10 protein-coding genes are annotated in these 14,189 nt (G+C 67.4%); 6 read left to right on the top strand and 4 right to left on the bottom strand.

Annotation, left to right across the window (positions count from 1 at the left end; all coding sequences use genetic code 11):
* Nucleotides 1–83: 83 nt before the first annotated feature.
* Entirely contained in the window at nt 84–1,106 is a 1,023-nt protein-coding gene (locus P7A99_RS03865; RefSeq protein ID WP_277792622.1) for a LacI family DNA-binding transcriptional regulator, read from the bottom strand.
* A 251-nt stretch (nt 1,107–1,357) separates the two neighbouring features.
* Between P7A99_RS03865 and P7A99_RS03860 the strand changes: the two genes are divergently transcribed.
* Nucleotides 1,358–2,395 carry a LacI family DNA-binding transcriptional regulator gene (locus P7A99_RS03860; RefSeq protein ID WP_277792621.1) on the top strand — a complete coding sequence of 346 codons (1,038 nt, stop codon included), beginning with the start codon at nt 1,358–1,360 and terminating at the stop codon, nt 2,393–2,395.
* Here the strand turns inward: P7A99_RS03860 and P7A99_RS03855 are convergent.
* From P7A99_RS03855 to P7A99_RS03845, 3 genes are read right to left on the bottom strand one after another with little or no spacing between them, the layout of a single operon-like run.
* Entirely contained in the window at nt 2,392–3,324 is a 933-nt protein-coding gene (locus P7A99_RS03855; protein WP_277792620.1) for an ROK family protein, read from the bottom strand. The genes P7A99_RS03860 and P7A99_RS03855 overlap by 4 nt on opposite strands.
* The gene (locus P7A99_RS03850) at nt 3,321–4,508 is read right to left on the bottom strand and encodes a glycoside hydrolase family 88 protein (RefSeq protein ID WP_277792619.1); all 1,188 of its coding nucleotides are present in this window, start codon (nt 4,506–4,508) and stop codon (nt 3,321–3,323) included. Before P7A99_RS03850 ends, P7A99_RS03855 begins: the two co-directional genes overlap by 4 nt.
* A 2-nt stretch (nt 4,509–4,510) precedes the next feature.
* A complete protein-coding gene (locus P7A99_RS03845) occupies nt 4,511–5,788 on the bottom strand; it encodes an oligosaccharide MFS transporter (RefSeq protein ID WP_277792618.1) in 1,278 nt (425 codons plus the stop codon).
* A gap of 293 nt (nt 5,789–6,081) precedes the next feature.
* Here P7A99_RS03845 and P7A99_RS03840 point away from each other — a divergent pair, with 293 nt between their 5' ends.
* The 5 genes from P7A99_RS03840 to P7A99_RS03820 all read left to right on the top strand — a co-directional run bounded on the left by P7A99_RS03840 (nt 6,082) and on the right by P7A99_RS03820 (nt 14,107).
* Entirely contained in the window at nt 6,082–7,485 is a 1,404-nt protein-coding gene (locus tag P7A99_RS03840) for a glycosyl hydrolase family 28 protein (RefSeq protein WP_277792617.1), read from the top strand.
* A gap of 18 nt (nt 7,486–7,503) precedes the next feature.
* Complete coding sequence (locus P7A99_RS03835; protein WP_277792616.1) at nt 7,504–7,794, top strand: GntR family transcriptional regulator; 291 nt, start codon at nt 7,504–7,506, stop codon at nt 7,792–7,794.
* Between the two features lie 341 nt (nt 7,795–8,135).
* Nucleotides 8,136–10,994 (top strand): TonB-dependent receptor plug domain-containing protein, encoded by a 2,859-nt coding sequence (locus P7A99_RS03830; protein ID WP_277792615.1) that lies wholly within the window; start codon nt 8,136–8,138, stop codon nt 10,992–10,994.
* A 91-nt stretch (nt 10,995–11,085) separates the two neighbouring features.
* Nucleotides 11,086–13,431, top strand: coding sequence for a hypothetical protein (locus P7A99_RS03825; RefSeq protein ID WP_277792614.1), 2,346 nt, complete (start codon nt 11,086–11,088; stop codon nt 13,429–13,431).
* Nucleotides 13,432–13,444: 13 nt separating this feature from the next.
* Complete coding sequence (locus P7A99_RS03820) at nt 13,445–14,107, top strand: putative 2OG-Fe(II) oxygenase (RefSeq protein ID WP_277792613.1); 663 nt, start codon at nt 13,445–13,447, stop codon at nt 14,105–14,107.
* The last annotated feature ends 82 nt before the right edge of the window (nt 14,108–14,189 follow it).

The following is a 14,189-nucleotide window of genomic DNA, read 5'->3' as shown; positions in this document are numbered from 1 at the left end:
CGACTAAAGCCAGCCATCCGTGTTTCCATCCCTTGTTATGATATCGTTACCAGTAACATGGGGCGGGGTTTTGGCAAGGTCGGTCAGGCCGGCGGCGGGGCGGTCGAGGCGCGCTCGATCAGCTGCAGTTCGGCGCGTACGTGCCCGCCGGGCTCGGCGCTGGGGCGGGCCAGATCCATGGCCAGCAACACGGCCGAGGCGGCCATGTCGGCGATCGGCTGGCGGATGGTGGTCAGCTCGGGCCAGACCGTGGTCGCCACCGATGTGTCGTCGAAGCCGGCGATGCTGAGATCGGCCGGGATCGACAGGCCAAGGCCGTGGGCGACCGCGCTGATGGCGGCGGCCATGTCGTCATTGGCCGCGAAGATCGCCGACGGGCGACGGCGCAGGCCCAGTAGGTGGCGGGCCGCGTCGAGGCCGCCGCGATAGCTGAAGCCACCGTCGGCGACATAGGTCTCGTCCACGGTCAGGCCTGCGGCCGCCATGGTTTCGCGGAAGCCCTTCTCGCGCAGCTGGGCCGTGGAGTGGGCCGGATCGCCGCGCACGAAGGCGATGTCCACGTGGCCGAGATCCAGAAGGTGCTGGGTCATCATCCGGGCGCCTTCGAAGTCGTCGATGAACACGGCGGGCGCGCCTTCACGGGGGCGGGCCGTGGCGAAGCTGACGGCCCCGACCCCGGCCTTTTCCAGCGACTCCAGGATCGCGGCGTCGTCGCACAGCGGCGGCGGCAGGATCACCGCGCCCACACCGGCGTCGACCAGCTTCTGCACCGCCTGGGCGGGCGTCGGATGGGCCTGGCTGGGCTCGATCAGAAGCTGGCAGCCGCTGAGGCTCGCTTGCCGGAAAGCGCCCATCAGGTAGTTCGACAGGTTCGACGAGCTGGCGTTCGAATAGAGCATGCCGATCTGCGAGACGCCGGTGCGGGTGGCCCGGGCCAGCGAGTTGGGCCGATAGCCCAAGGCCTTGATGGCTTCCTCGACCTTCTCGCGCACAGCAGGGCGCACGTGCGGATAGCCATTGACCACACGAGAGGCGGTCATGGACGACACGCCGGCGTGCTGCGCCACGTCATGGATGGTCGGCGCCTGTCGCCTCTGCGTGCTCAAGGAGTCCTCGCCTCAATACGACTCTCTACGGGTCGGCGCGCAGTCTAGCGAAGACCGGCCTGATAAGTCCAAGCGAGAGCACGCCGCCGCTCGATATGCGGTTGCAGGCCAAACATCCGTTTTTGCGCTGGCGTGGACCGCGCGCGCCGCTAGGATGCGTTGGTATCGTGAACAATGGTGGTGCGTCGTTGAAGAGTCCCCGCAAAGCCAAGGCGGCCGAGCCGTCTTCCGCGCGTGGCCCGGCGCCTGCCGTGAGGCCTGGCCCCAAGACGATCACCATCCACGACGTGGCCCGCCACGCCGGCGTCGGCTCGATGACCGTGTCGCGGGTGATCCGCGGGGCGGGCAATGTCAGCGTCGGCATGCGCGAGAAGGTCGAGGCCTCCGTTCGCGCCCTGAACTACCAGGTCAATGTCGCCGCCCGCGCCACGCGCTCGCGCTCGGCCGCCGCGCGGGTGGGGATCCTCTACAGCAATCCCAGCGCCTCCTATCTCAGCGAGATCATGGTCGGCGGCTTGGAGCAGAGCTCGCGGCTGGCCAGCCATCTGATCCTGGAGCGCTGCGAGGGCCTCGCTGGGCAGAAGCAGGCGGTCAAACGCCTGCTGGCTGCCGGCGTCGACGGGGTGATCCTGCCGCCGCCGCTGTGCGACTCCCGCCAGACCATCAACATGCTGCGGGCCGAGGGCGTCACCGTGCTGGCCCTGGCCACCGCGCGGCCGATGATCGACGTCTCCAGCGTGCGCATCGACGACTTCGAGGGCGCGCTGGCCATGACCCGCCACCTGATCGCCCTGGGGCACCGCGACATCGCCTTCATCAAGGGCGATCCCCAGCACACCCCGACCGAGCTGCGCTACGAGGGCTTCCTGGCCGGCATGTCCGAGGCGGGACTGACCGTGCGGCCGGAGTGGGTGGCGCAGGGTCTCTTCACCTATCGCTCGGGGCTGTCGGCGGCGGAGAAGCTGTTCGAGGCGCGGCTGCGTCCCAGCGCGATCTTCGCCAGCAACGACGACATGGCGGCCGCTGCTCTGGCCGTGGCCCACGGCCGCCAGATCGCGGTGCCGCGCGACCTGACGATCTGCGGCTTCGACGACACCGCTGTCGCCTCCACGGTCTGGCCCGAGGTGACGACGATCCACCAGCCCATCGCCGAGATGGGCCGCGCCGCCGTGCGGCTGATCGTCGAGGAGATCCGCGCCAGGAAGGGCGGAGGCGATCCGGCCCCGGTCCATCACCTGCTGCCGTTCACGCTGATGGACCGGGACTCGTCGGGGCCAGCGCCGCCTTAGGCGGCCGGTTCGGCCAGGATCTGACGGGCCTCGTCCAGGCTCCACAGCCGCGCCGCGCCGCGCACGCCCGAGGCGTCGCCCCAGACGGCCGGCTTGATGCGCGTGCTCCAGCGGTCGGCGAAGACATGTCGCGAAACAAGGTCGGGCAGGCGCTCGCATACCTCGGGCACGTTCGACAGCCCGCCGCCGACGACGATGGCGTCGGGGTCCAGGATGTTGCACAGCACCGCCACCGAGCGGCCCAGGCGGTCCATCAGCTGGTCGAAGGCGGTGGTCGCCGCCGGATCTCCGGCCCGCCAGGCGGCGATGATCTCTTCGCCGCTCAGGGCCTTGCCCGTCGTCGCCTCGAAGTCGCGCCGCAGGCCCGTGCCCGAAACCCACATCTCCAGGCAGCCGTTCTGGCCGCACCAGCAGCGCGGGCCTTCGCGCTCCTCGACGGTAGGCCAGGGCAGGGGCATGTGGCCCCATTCGCCGGCGATGCCGTTCTCGCCCTCGATCAGCCTGCCGTCGATGACAAGGCCCCCGCCGCAGCCGGTGCCCAGGATGATGGCGAACACCACCCTGGCCCCCGCGCCCGCGCCGTCGACGGCTTCCGACAAGGCCAGGCAGTTGGCGTCGTTGGCCAGGCGGACCGGGCGCTGCAGGGCCTCGGACAGGTCCTCGCGGAAGCGGCGGCCGTTTAGGTACAGCGAGTTGGCGTTACGCATCACGCCAGTGGCCGGCGAGATCGAACCCGGTGCGCCGACGCCCAGGGTGCCGCGCGCGCCCAGCTTGTGTTCCAGGCCTGTCACCAGGTCGCGGACGGCGACCAGCGCCTTGTCATAGTCGCCCGGGTTGGGAACGCGGGCCTTGGCCAGCAGCTTGCCGCTGGCGTCCAGGGCGGCGGCCTCCACCTTGGTGCCGCCGAAATCCACGCCGATCTGAATCACCAGTAGGGCTCCCAAACCCGGGTGAGGCGCACCAGCGCCTCGAGGAAGAAGTAGTCGCCCCAGATGCAGGCCTCATCGACGCCGACGCGGTTGGGCATGTGATAGACGCCGTGGGCGAGGATCCCGGTCCCTGGCTGGCCCAGCGGCAGCAGGTAGCGCTCGCCCAAAGTCTCGACCATGGCCAGGGCGGCGGCCTCGTAGGCTTCGCGGTCGGGGTCGGCCAGCGGCAGGGCGCGGGCCAGTTCCAGCAGGCCGCAGGCGGCGATGGCCGCGGCCGAGCTGTCGCGCTCGGCGTCGGTAAACACCAGGTCCCAGCAGCAGACCAGGTCGTCGGGCAGGCGATTGAGGAAGTAGTTGGCCAGCCGCGCCGCCAGGTCGATCAGGCCGGGATCGGCCTTGTAGCGGTGCACCAGCGGGAAGCCCGACACGCCCCAGGCCTGGCCGCGCGCCCAGCAGGAGGTGTCGCTGAAGCCCTGGTGGGTCTTGCCGCCGACCGGCTCGCCGGTCCTGGGGTTCATGTAGAAGGTATGGAAGGTCGAAGCGTCGGGCCGCACGATGTGCCTGGCGGCCTGGGCGATATGGCTGTCGGCCGCGATCCTGAAGGTCGGATCGCCTGTCTCCTCGCTCGCCCAATAGAGCAGGGGGAGGTTGAGGTTGCAGTCGATGATCATCCGACCGGCCTGCTCGGGATCGGAAAGATCGCCCCAGGCCTGGATGATGCCGGCGGCCGGGAGGTAGCGGGTCATCAGCCGGCGGGCGGCGGCCAGGGCCGCCTCGCGGCCGCTCAGGCTGCCCGTCAGTTTCCAGGCCGCCACGCACGACAGCGAATAGAGGAAGCCCAGGTCGTGGTGGTCGACATTGATCTCGCGCTCGATCCGGTCGCGGAAGCTTTCGACCTGGCGCTCGGCGGCGTGCCGATAGCGGGCTTCGCCGCTGGCCTCGAAGGCCAGCCACAGCATCCCGGTCCAGAAGCCGTTGGTCCACTCGGTGTTGTCCATCGGCGCATAGACACCGCCCTCGCTGGAGGGCTTAGGGAAGGCGTCGGTGAACAGGTCGAGGCTGGCGTCGATGCGGGCCAGGACGGCCGCAAGGATGGCGTCGAGCTTGACCCGGTCAGGGCGTGGACGGCCGAGGATCTCGGCTGCGCGGATCAGCGGTTCGCGCGGGGAAGCGAATTGGGACATCGTCAGTTGACCTTGGCCACGTCGGCGCCGCCTAGGTCGGCTTGCGCCAGCGCCGGATCGGGCTCGGCGTCCTTGGCAGGCGGGATTTCACGCGGGGTGGGGGAGAGGGCGAACACCGAAGCCACCCAGAAGGCGGCGGCGAACAGAGCGATCAGCAGGTAGGTGCTGGGGAAGCCGATCAGGTCGTAGCTCTTGCCGACGATCGGCGACAGGACCGCAAGGCCCAGCGAATGGCCGAAGCTGACGCCGACCAGATAGAGGGTCGAGGCCAGGCGGCTTTCGAAGTGGAAGGCGATGTAGCGGAAGATCGACACCACCAGGATCGGCAGTTCCAGCGAGTGCAGCATCTTCATCGCCGAGATCGGCACAGGGCCGTGCACCAGGCCCGAACCCGCGATGCGCACGATCATGATCGCCGCGGCCAGCAAGAGGCCGTTCTTGGCTCCGATCCTGTTCACGACGAACGGCGCCACGAACAGCATGCCGGCTTCCAGGAAGATCTGGGCCGAGTTCAGGTAGCCGAACATGGCGGCGCCCTGCTTCGGGTCGGCGAAGTGCGAGGCGTAGAAGGCCGGGAACTGCTGGTCGTAGACGAGATAGAGGTTCGTCACGCCCAGGATCAGCACCATGAAGCCCCAGAACTTCGGCAGCTTGAAGATCGCCATGGCGTCGGCGGGCTTGAGGGCGCTGGAGCTCTCACGCTCGTCGGCGCTGGGCTCGATCTTGGCGAAGGCCAGCAGCGGCAGCAGGATGAGGCCCGCGCACGAGGCCAGGGCGAAGTTGTAGAGCGGGTCGAGATTGAACAGCCGGCCCGAGAAGAAGGCGGCCGCCGCGAAACCCAGCGACCCCCACAGGCGGGCGCGGCTGTACTCGAAGCCGTACTTGCGGCCCACGCGGTCGACGAACGACTCCAGGGCGTAGCTGCCGGCGATGAAGGTGACGCCCAGATAGGCCCCGCCGGCGATCGCGCCCAGCAGCAGGTTGGTCTTCAGTAGCGGGCCGTAGACAAAGGCGAAGAAGGCCCCCGACAGCACGACCAGGCCGCTGATCAGCCACAGGATATGCTTGCGCAGGCCCACCTTGTCGGAAACGAAGCCGTACAGGGGCTGGGAGATCATCGCGAAGATGAAGTTGGCGGCGAACACCACGCCGGTCTCGGCGCCGGAAAGGCCCAGGGTCCGCTTCAGCCACAGAGCCAGCAGCGAGATGCTCATGGCCTGGGCGAAGAAATAGAAGAAGAGGAAGGCGCTCAGCAGCGCGTAGTTCTTCCTGATGGCCATGCGACACCCTCCCGCGCCGGCCGCGCTGCGTGGCGCGACTGGTCCGACCCTTCGGTCATAGACTGATCTGATAACGATACCAAGTTCTTTCGGCGTCGTTCTCGCTCGCTGGGCCGGGGCTTGCATGAGCGATATGATATCGATATCAATATTCGTGTTCGAGCGATCCGCAAGGCTTTTCGACGCCCCGGCGTCGATCCGGCGCTCGATGCCGAAAACAACGACGCCGCCGAGCGGGCAGAGCGTCGCCCGGGGAGGAGTTCACGATGGGATTCACAACGCGAAAAGCGTCCTTGGCAGGACTTGCCGGCGCCGCGGCGTTCGTCGGGCTGGCCGGATCGGCTCACGCGGCCGACCAGGCCGACGTCTCGGGCCTGCACATCCATCCGCTGCCGCCGGGCGGCCTGTTCTACAGCATGCACAACGACACCTTCACCGTGCGGGTGCGCAAGCCGGGCGGGCCTTGGCGCGACCTCTACGAATACAACGCCAAGGTCGATTCCGACGGGCCCAGCGATGTCTCGGTCGTGCAGTTCGACTTCGAGGGGATGGTCGAGATCGGCGTGCGCAAGAACAACGGCGACTTCAAGCGCGTCGAGGTGCGGCCCGCCAGCAAGGCGATCAGGCACAAGGTCGAGAACGGCGTCGTACTGTTCACCCTCGACCGCCCGCAGAACCTGTCGGTCGAGTTCGACGGCGATCGCCTGCACAACCTGCACATCTTCGCCGGCGCGCCGATCGCCAGGCCCGCGCCGGGGCCGGACGTGGTGTTCTACGAGCCGGGGCTGCACGCCCCGCCCGGCGGGGTGTTCCCGGTCAAGTCGGGCCAGACGATCTACGTCGCCGGCGGGGCGATCCTGCAGGGCGTGTTCAAGCCCGAGAAGGTCGAGAACGTCCGCATCATCGGCCGGGGGGTCGTCGACCGGCCCGCCGACCAGCTGGTCGTGCAGGATTCCAGGAACGTCACGGTCGAGGGGCTGACTTTCCTGACGCCCAAGCACGGCACCATCGCCTGCGCCTCGTCCAGCAACGTGACCTTCAAGGATATCAAGACCTTGAGCAATGGTTCGTGGTCGGATGGGGTCAACGTTTTTGCTTGCAGCGATGTGACCGTCGAGCGCGCCTTTATCCGCACTTCCGACGACAGCGTTGCGGTCTACGCCACGCGCAAGTCGGGCGTCGGCGACACCCGGCGGGTGAGGGTGCGTGACTCGATCTTCTGGCCGGACGTGGCGCACGCGGTGTTCATCGGCCTGCACGGCGACACCAAGGCGCGCAACGTGCTGGAGGACCTGCGCTTCGAGAACATCGACATCCTGGGTCTCGACGAGGATGACCCCGAATATCAGGGCGCGCTGGCGATCAGCGCCGGCGACGACAACTCCGTCCGCGACGTGCTGTTCGACGACATCCGCGTCGAGCAGATCGAGGAGGGCAAGCTCGTCAACGTGCGCACGGTGTTCAACGCCAAGTACGGCACGAGCCCGGGCCTGCTGGTCGATGGCGTGCGGTTCAGGAACATCCGCTTCTCCGGCGCCGGCTGGCCGAGCCCGTCGACGATCTCGGGCTTCGGCCCCGATCGGCCGGTCCGCAATATCAGCTTCGAGAACGTGACGGTCGGGGGCAAGCGCCTGAAGGCGGCCGATCCCGCGGTGATCGAAATCGGGCCAAACGTCGAAGGCGTGAGCTTCAAATAGAGGGGAGGGCGTAGCGGCATGGTTCAACCATCCGCCTCGGGTGTCTGCTGGGCGCCGCTGAAGCGCACCGGCCGCATGGCGCTCTATCGCCAGCTCGCCGATCGATTGCGCGCGGCGATCCTCGACGGCGAGCGCCGCCTGCCGACCGAGCGCGAGTTGGCCAGCGGCTTCACGGTGGCGCGGATCACCGTCCGGGCGGCGCTGGACCTGCTGGCGGCCGAAGGGCTGATCTCTCGCCGTCGGCGACATGGGACGGTCGTGCGAGATCGTTTGGTCGAGGTTGCCGTGAAATCTGGCCCGCTCATGTAATCGGTCACCGGCGCCTGGCTGCGGCGGCGCGTTGAAAATGCATCCTTGGGTGGTTGCATCCGAGGCTTGTGCTTTGGCGTGATCCCAAGTCGCTGTTGTTCAGGCGCGGGTGCTTTGTGCGCCGACATGAGGTGGCGCGTCGCCAGTAAAGGCCGAGCCCAATGCTTCGGAAATCAACGTTGCGAATCCCGTTGACAGACTTTGAAATGCGCTGGTATCGATAACAACAGGCCGGTCGGAGCGCTGCGCAGCGCGCTCGAGAACGACAAAGCGATCGGCCAGCCGGGACGAGGTTCCGGCGCAGAACGAGATCGGACCAAAGTCCGAAAGGGGAGGATAGGATGGGTGGTCTCAACCCTCAGCGCGGCCGTTGTCGCGCCCTGCAGGTTTCTCACATGGTGCTGGCTCTGGCCGCGGGCGCCGGCGCGATGTCGGCGACCGCCGCTTACGCCCAGGCGACCGCGACGCCGGCGGCCGACAAGCCGGTCACGGTCGAGAGCACGGCCGTCGACGAGGTGATCGTCACCGGCGTGATGGTCGGCACCGCCGCCAAGAAGGCCAACGTCTCGTTCTCGGTGCTGAACGAGGACGACATGAGCAAGTTCACGCCGATCAGCGCCGACGACATGCTGCGCGACATGCCCGGCGTGGTGGTCGAGTCCAATGACGGCGTGGCCCGCAACGAGGTCTTCACCCGCGGCATGACCATCGGCACCGGGGCCAACACCTCGGGCTATTTCTGGACCACGATCCTGGAGGACGGCCTGCCGGTCGTGCCGTTCAAGTTCAGCGGCTTCCAGGACGGCTACTTCTATCGCGCCGACATCTCGACCAGCCGGGTGGAGTCGGTGCGCGGCGGCTCGTCGGCCACCGGCGTCACCACCTCGGTGGGCGCGACCTTCAACTACATCACCGGCAAGGTGAAGCCGGGCGCCATGATCCAGACCCGCATCGGCTTCGAGGGCGAGGACCTGCACCTGTCGTGGAAGCAGGTCGACGGCGCCTATGGCTGGGTCAACGAGGCGGGCGACATGGGCGTCGGCGTCAGCGGCTTCTATCGCCGGTCCAGCGGCCAGGTGGATCCGGGCTTCGACCTGAACCGCGGCGGCCAGTTCCGGGTGAACCTCTACAAGGACTACAACACCGACAACGGCGGCGGCTCGTTCAATCTGGTCTACAAGCACCTGGACGACACCAACGCCGAACTGACCACGTTCCAGCAGCCGACCTACGGCTATCAGAACCCCGAGGAGATCCCGGGCTTCGGTCGCGACGTGAACCTGTTCATGAACGGCGGCAAGCAGACCGTTCCGAACTACTTCAAGCCGGGCAGTCACACGCTCGATCCGTCGGACGGCTACCGCTACAAGCAGGACGCCCTGTCGCTGCGCTGGAACCACGACATCGGCGAGCGCCTGACCTTCACCGGCGCGGCGCGGATCCAGAAGTCGACCTATCGCGGCCAGTCCTACAAGCCTCAGCAGCTGGCCTCTCTGGCCTCGGCGGCGGCGACGCGCGAGCGCTTCGGTCTCAACATCAACAACCTGGACCGCACGCCGGGCTACTACGTCTTCACCAACGCCGCCGGCCAGGAAGTGGCCCGCGTCGCCAACAATGTCGCCGGCTCGCAGCTGGGGGCCAACTACCGCACCGGCGCGGCCTGTCCGCGGGTCACGGCGGCCACCTGGCAGAGCAACAGCCTCTGCATCGTCGGCAACACCTTGCCCAATCGCAACATCGACATGCGGGGCGGCGTGGTCAACGGCGTCACCCTGCCGGCGGAAAGCGCCACGCAGGACCTCGTGCTGCTGACCCGCGCCGAGGACAACTACCGTGAATCCGTCGACTACATGGGCAACTTCACCGCCACCTATCGCGGCGAGACCTGGAGCGTGAACGGCGGCCTCTACCTGTCGCGCTCCGAGCAGGTGAACGACAACTGGGCCAACGGCCTGGGCGTATCGGCCTGGGCCGACGACCAGGTGCAGAACCTGAACGTCAAGTACGTCACCCAGAACGGCACGAACTACCAGCTGACCGACGCCGGCGGCTGGGGCTCATACGGCAGCGGCCTGTTCACCACCGTCTCGCAGCGGGCGCGGATCATGGAGCTGTCGCCCTATGCGGGCTTTGCCTGGTCGCCGACCAAGCATTGGGACTTCAACGCCAGTATCAAGTACCAGTACTTCCACGCCCGAACCTATTCGGAGACGTGGGACACCCGTAATCCCGGCGCGGCCTCTCTGACCAACGGCGGCCTGGATGGAGACCCGCTGACCGTCTACGACAACGTCTACATGACCAGGACCGCGTCGAAGATGATCGGCGCCGACAAGGATCTCAGCCTCGTCGATTACAGCGTGGCCTTGGGCTACAACTTCAACGACAAGCACAAGATCTATTACCGCTATACCGACGCCAAGCAGCCGTCGTCGGGCGTGATCAACCGCTACTCGACCGCGGCCACCCTGGTGCGTCCGCTAGGTCCGACGGCCTACATCAAGGGCCACGAGTTCGCCTACACCTTCGGCGATCGCCGCTTCAACGGCCAGATCACCTACTTCTACCAGAACTTCGCGGTGAACGATTACCCGACCGCGATCGACAAGGACAACGTCTCGACCTACCTGCTGCCCGACAACTTCAACAAGTACTTCACGCGCGGCGTCGAGTCCTGGGCCAAGTGGCGGGTCACCAAGAACCTCGAATGGAGCCCGTCGGTGACCTTCCTGAACGGCAAGACCACCGAGGCCTATATCTGGCTGAACACCGGCGCGAACGGCAACGGCGCGGACGACGACGTGTTGCGCATCGACGCCGGCCTCCTGGCGCGCTCGCCGAAGTGGACGCTGAGCAACACCGTGTCCTATCGCTACGGCGACTTCCGTTTCAACATCCGCCACCGCTGGATGGACGAGCGCAAGTTGAACACCAACTCGCTCGACCGTCGCTTCCTGCCGGCCCAGGACAATCTCGACGTCTCGGTCCAGTACAGCGGCCTGAAGAACACCCAGGTCACGCTTGACGTCCGCAATGCGCTCGATAAGGCCTACATCTCGGCCTACGACCCGATGATCAGCAGCAATCTGCCGTCCGGCGTGCAGGTCTATGACGTCGTCGAGCAGCTGCCGGAGTCCGGCTTCCTGATCAAGCGCAATGCGCCGCGGTCGGTGTGGCTGACCGTCCGCAAGGAGTTCTAGGCGGCTGCCGGAACCAAAGAATGCCCGGCGGGCGAGGGTGTCGCGTCCTCGCTCGTCGGCCCTATCCCAAAGCATCACGAACGAGGGGCGCATGACCCGCCATCGGCTGATCCTCGGCGCCAGCGCTCTGCTCGGCCTTATGGCGACGCAGGCCGGCGCGGCCACGCCGCTCATCGACAAGGTTGTGTTCGGCGACGCGGCTTCCGAGGTCGCGCATGCGGTGGACGCCTCCGCGTCCGAGCGCGTCGAAGGCGGCTTGGGGCTGGCGGCGCGACGCCTGGCGCCGAGCGAACCCGGCGCGCGGTTCAGCGGCGACTTGAAGTTTCGGCTGGCCGTCGATCCGGCGATCCAGAACTACGCCTCGATCCGCCTGTGGGGCGGCGACGTCAATGATGGCAAGCTGACCCTGTTCTGCGAGGGCAGGCAGGTCGGCTATCGCCACCTGGGCGACGTCGAGATTCTCGACATCGGAACCCAGGCGCCGCCGTTCGCGGGGCGCTTCACCTATCGCACCTTCCCGCTGCCGATCACCCTGACCAGGGGAAAGAAGGCGCTGGATTGCGTGATCCGCGCCAGCGGGCCCTACGCCGTCTACACCCAGCAGTTCGAGAGCTTCCAGAAGCCGATGAGCCAGGCCTCGCGGCCGGTCTATGGGCTCTATGTCCACGCCGATCCGTTTCTGGACAGCGGCGACCCGGCCGGCGTCGCGCCGCCGCTGGCGGCCGCGCCCTCGGCCGGTCCCGAGGTGCTCGACGACCTCAAGGCCCGGGTGAACCGCGAGATCGATCGCAAGCTGGCCCAACCCGGTCCGCTGAACGTGCTGGAGGTTCAGTTCCTGGCCCGAGCCGCCGGCCTCGAATGGACCAAGGCTCACGCCAATCCGGCCGTGGCCCGCAAGGTGATCGAGAGCGGCGACGCCTTCTACGCCCGCTTCCTGGCCGATCCGAAGAGCGTCTATGTCGACGCCAGCCGCACCAACGCCGACTGGGACGCCATGGGGCCGCTGGGCAAGGCGCTGCGCCTGCTGCAGGCCAATGTCGCGCCCTATCTCGACGCGCCGGTCGCGGGCGTGGAGGGAGCTCCGGCGCGTCGCGAAGCCTATGCCCGCATGCTCGACGCGGGGCTCGGCTACATCCAGACCCATCGCCGGCTCTATACCAACCAGTCGATGATCGTGGATCTAGGCATCTACTGGAGCAACGAGGGCCTGCGGTCGCTGGGCAGCCCCCTGGCTCGGCCCGAGCCGGCGATGCGGCGGTTCTTCTACGAGTCCATGGGTCTTGCGCCCTGGACCGGCAGCCTCGACGAGGCCGGCAAGCCGACCTATTCCAGCGCCGCCGCCGACACCGGCAGCTTCCGCTCGGCCGACGACTACAGGCTCTTCACCAAGGCTGGCCTCTCCAAGGAGCTGGGCTTCGTCGGCAGCTACGGCGAGATCCTCGACTGGGCGACCAGCATCTACCAGGCCACGGCCGCCACGCCGGGCGGGCAGGGCGATCCTGTCCTGCGTGACCAACTGCTGAAGATGGCCAGGGCTCGGATGGCGTTCCGCTATCCGGGGATCGACGCCGAGGGCGCCCGCACCATGCTGCTGGAGGCGCCGATCGGCTGGCGCGACCCGGTCTATCCGGGCGCGACGACCTATGTGCAGAAGTCCGGCTGGGACAACACGCCCTTCAACGTCGCCGTCGCCACGCGCGACCCGCAACTGATGGCGATCGCCCGCCAGGCCCTCGACGACGGCCAGTACTACGCCGTGCTGCGCGACCGGCTGAAGGACAAGAACCAGCGCACGACGATTGGTCTGCTCGACGCCTATGACGAATGGCTGGCCGTGAAGGCCTGGCCGAAATCCGACGTGAAGCTGCCGATGACGCTGGGCCAGCCCGACTTCGTCTTCGCCGATCCCGAGGACGGGGTGGTGGCGATCAAGAACGGCGACGAGGTGCTCTACGCCTCGCTCTACTGGCGGGCCAATTGCGGGGTGAACCGGCTGGCGCGGTTCCACTACCAGACGCCGACGGTGGACCGCATCGCCACCGTCGCTGCCCGGGTCGACTTCGAGCCCAGCGGCAAGACCTGCGTGCGCCGGGCGACGCCGCACATCTCGGCCGGCTCGATCCCGATCGTCGCCTATCCGGGCGAGGCGCCGGCCGCACTTGAGGGCGAGGTTTTGCCGGTGGCCAAGGGACCGCCCGAGGCGCGCTACAAGGACCAGGACAACCCCTATGCCGGCCGCGGCTACTATTACGAGGCGACCTACGGGCCGTATCTGATCGCCATGAACGCCAGCGCCGACAAGGCGATGAGCGTCACATTGCCCAAGGCGGCCGGCGAGCGGGTCGACCTTGTCACCAAGCGCAAGCTGGCGGCGGGCGCGGCCAGCCTGAGCCTGGCGCCGGGACAGACGGCGGTGATCTACGCGCCGTCGCGCTAGTCAGGGGGCGGCGGTGAGCCACGATCACGACCTGCGGCTGGTTGCGCCATTCAGCCCGACGATCATCAAGGCTGCCATGCCGCAGGGCTTGGTCCAGCGCCTCAACGCCCGGATTGACGAGATAGTCGCCCGCCGGGACGAGGTCGCCGCCCGCGACTGGTCGGCCCATCTGGCGGGCGCGGTCAGCACGGAAATCCGCTTCACCGACGTGATCCGCGAGACGTCGGAGCTCACCGACTTCTTGTTCGACGTGGCCCGCACCTACACCTACCGGTGCGAGAACGCGCTGATGCATTTCTCCGACTACGAGCGCACCGAGGAGCTCGAGGCGAAAAAGCTGCGGATCGAGATCAAGGAGGGCTGGATCAACGACATGGTCGCCGGCGACTACAACCCAGCCCATTTCCACCAGGGCTGCCTCTATTCCAGCGTCGGCTTCCTGCGCGTGCCGCCGGGGTACGACGCCGAGTTCGCGTCCGACAAGGCAAGGCAGAACACCGCCGGCTGCCTGCAGTTCATCGACAGCCGCAGCGCCGTGGGCGTGAAGAACCTGTTCACGGTCAAACCCGTGGTCGGCGACTTCTACCTGTGGCCCTCGTGGATGCTGCACTGCGTCTACCCGTTCCGCAGTCAGGGCGTGCGGCGGTCGATGGCGATCAATCTCGCCCTGTCCTGAGCCGGGCGGCTTGGAGCCGCTTGCGCCAATAAATGATATCGATATCATAATCTGAAGTCAGAAGAAGCGTACGGGGAGAAGC

Source organism: Caulobacter endophyticus (assembly GCF_029543245.1).
In the GTDB taxonomy this organism is placed as follows: Bacteria; Pseudomonadota; Alphaproteobacteria; order Caulobacterales; family Caulobacteraceae; genus Caulobacter; species Caulobacter endophyticus_A.
The sequence above is the reverse complement of the archived record's forward strand: the minus strand, read 5'-3'. Positions and strand labels throughout refer to the sequence as shown.

What these genes read in the sequence shown, in the direction of transcription:
- P7A99_RS03825 (WP_277792614.1), top strand. Translation starts at nt 11,086, where the DNA reads ATGACCCGCCATCGGCTGATCCTCGGCGCCAGCGCTCTGCTCGGCCTT.
- P7A99_RS03830 (WP_277792615.1), top strand. Translation starts at nt 8,136, where the DNA reads ATGGGTGGTCTCAACCCTCAGCGCGGCCGTTGTCGCGCCCTGCAGGTT.
- P7A99_RS03835 (WP_277792616.1), top strand. Translation starts at nt 7,504, where the DNA reads ATGGTTCAACCATCCGCCTCGGGTGTCTGCTGGGCGCCGCTGAAGCGC.
- P7A99_RS03845 (WP_277792618.1), bottom strand. Translation starts at nt 5,788, where the DNA reads ATGGCCATCAGGAAGAACTACGCGCTGCTGAGCGCCTTCCTCTTCTTC.
- P7A99_RS03850 (WP_277792619.1), bottom strand. Translation starts at nt 4,508, where the DNA reads ATGTCCCAATTCGCTTCCCCGCGCGAACCGCTGATCCGCGCAGCCGAG.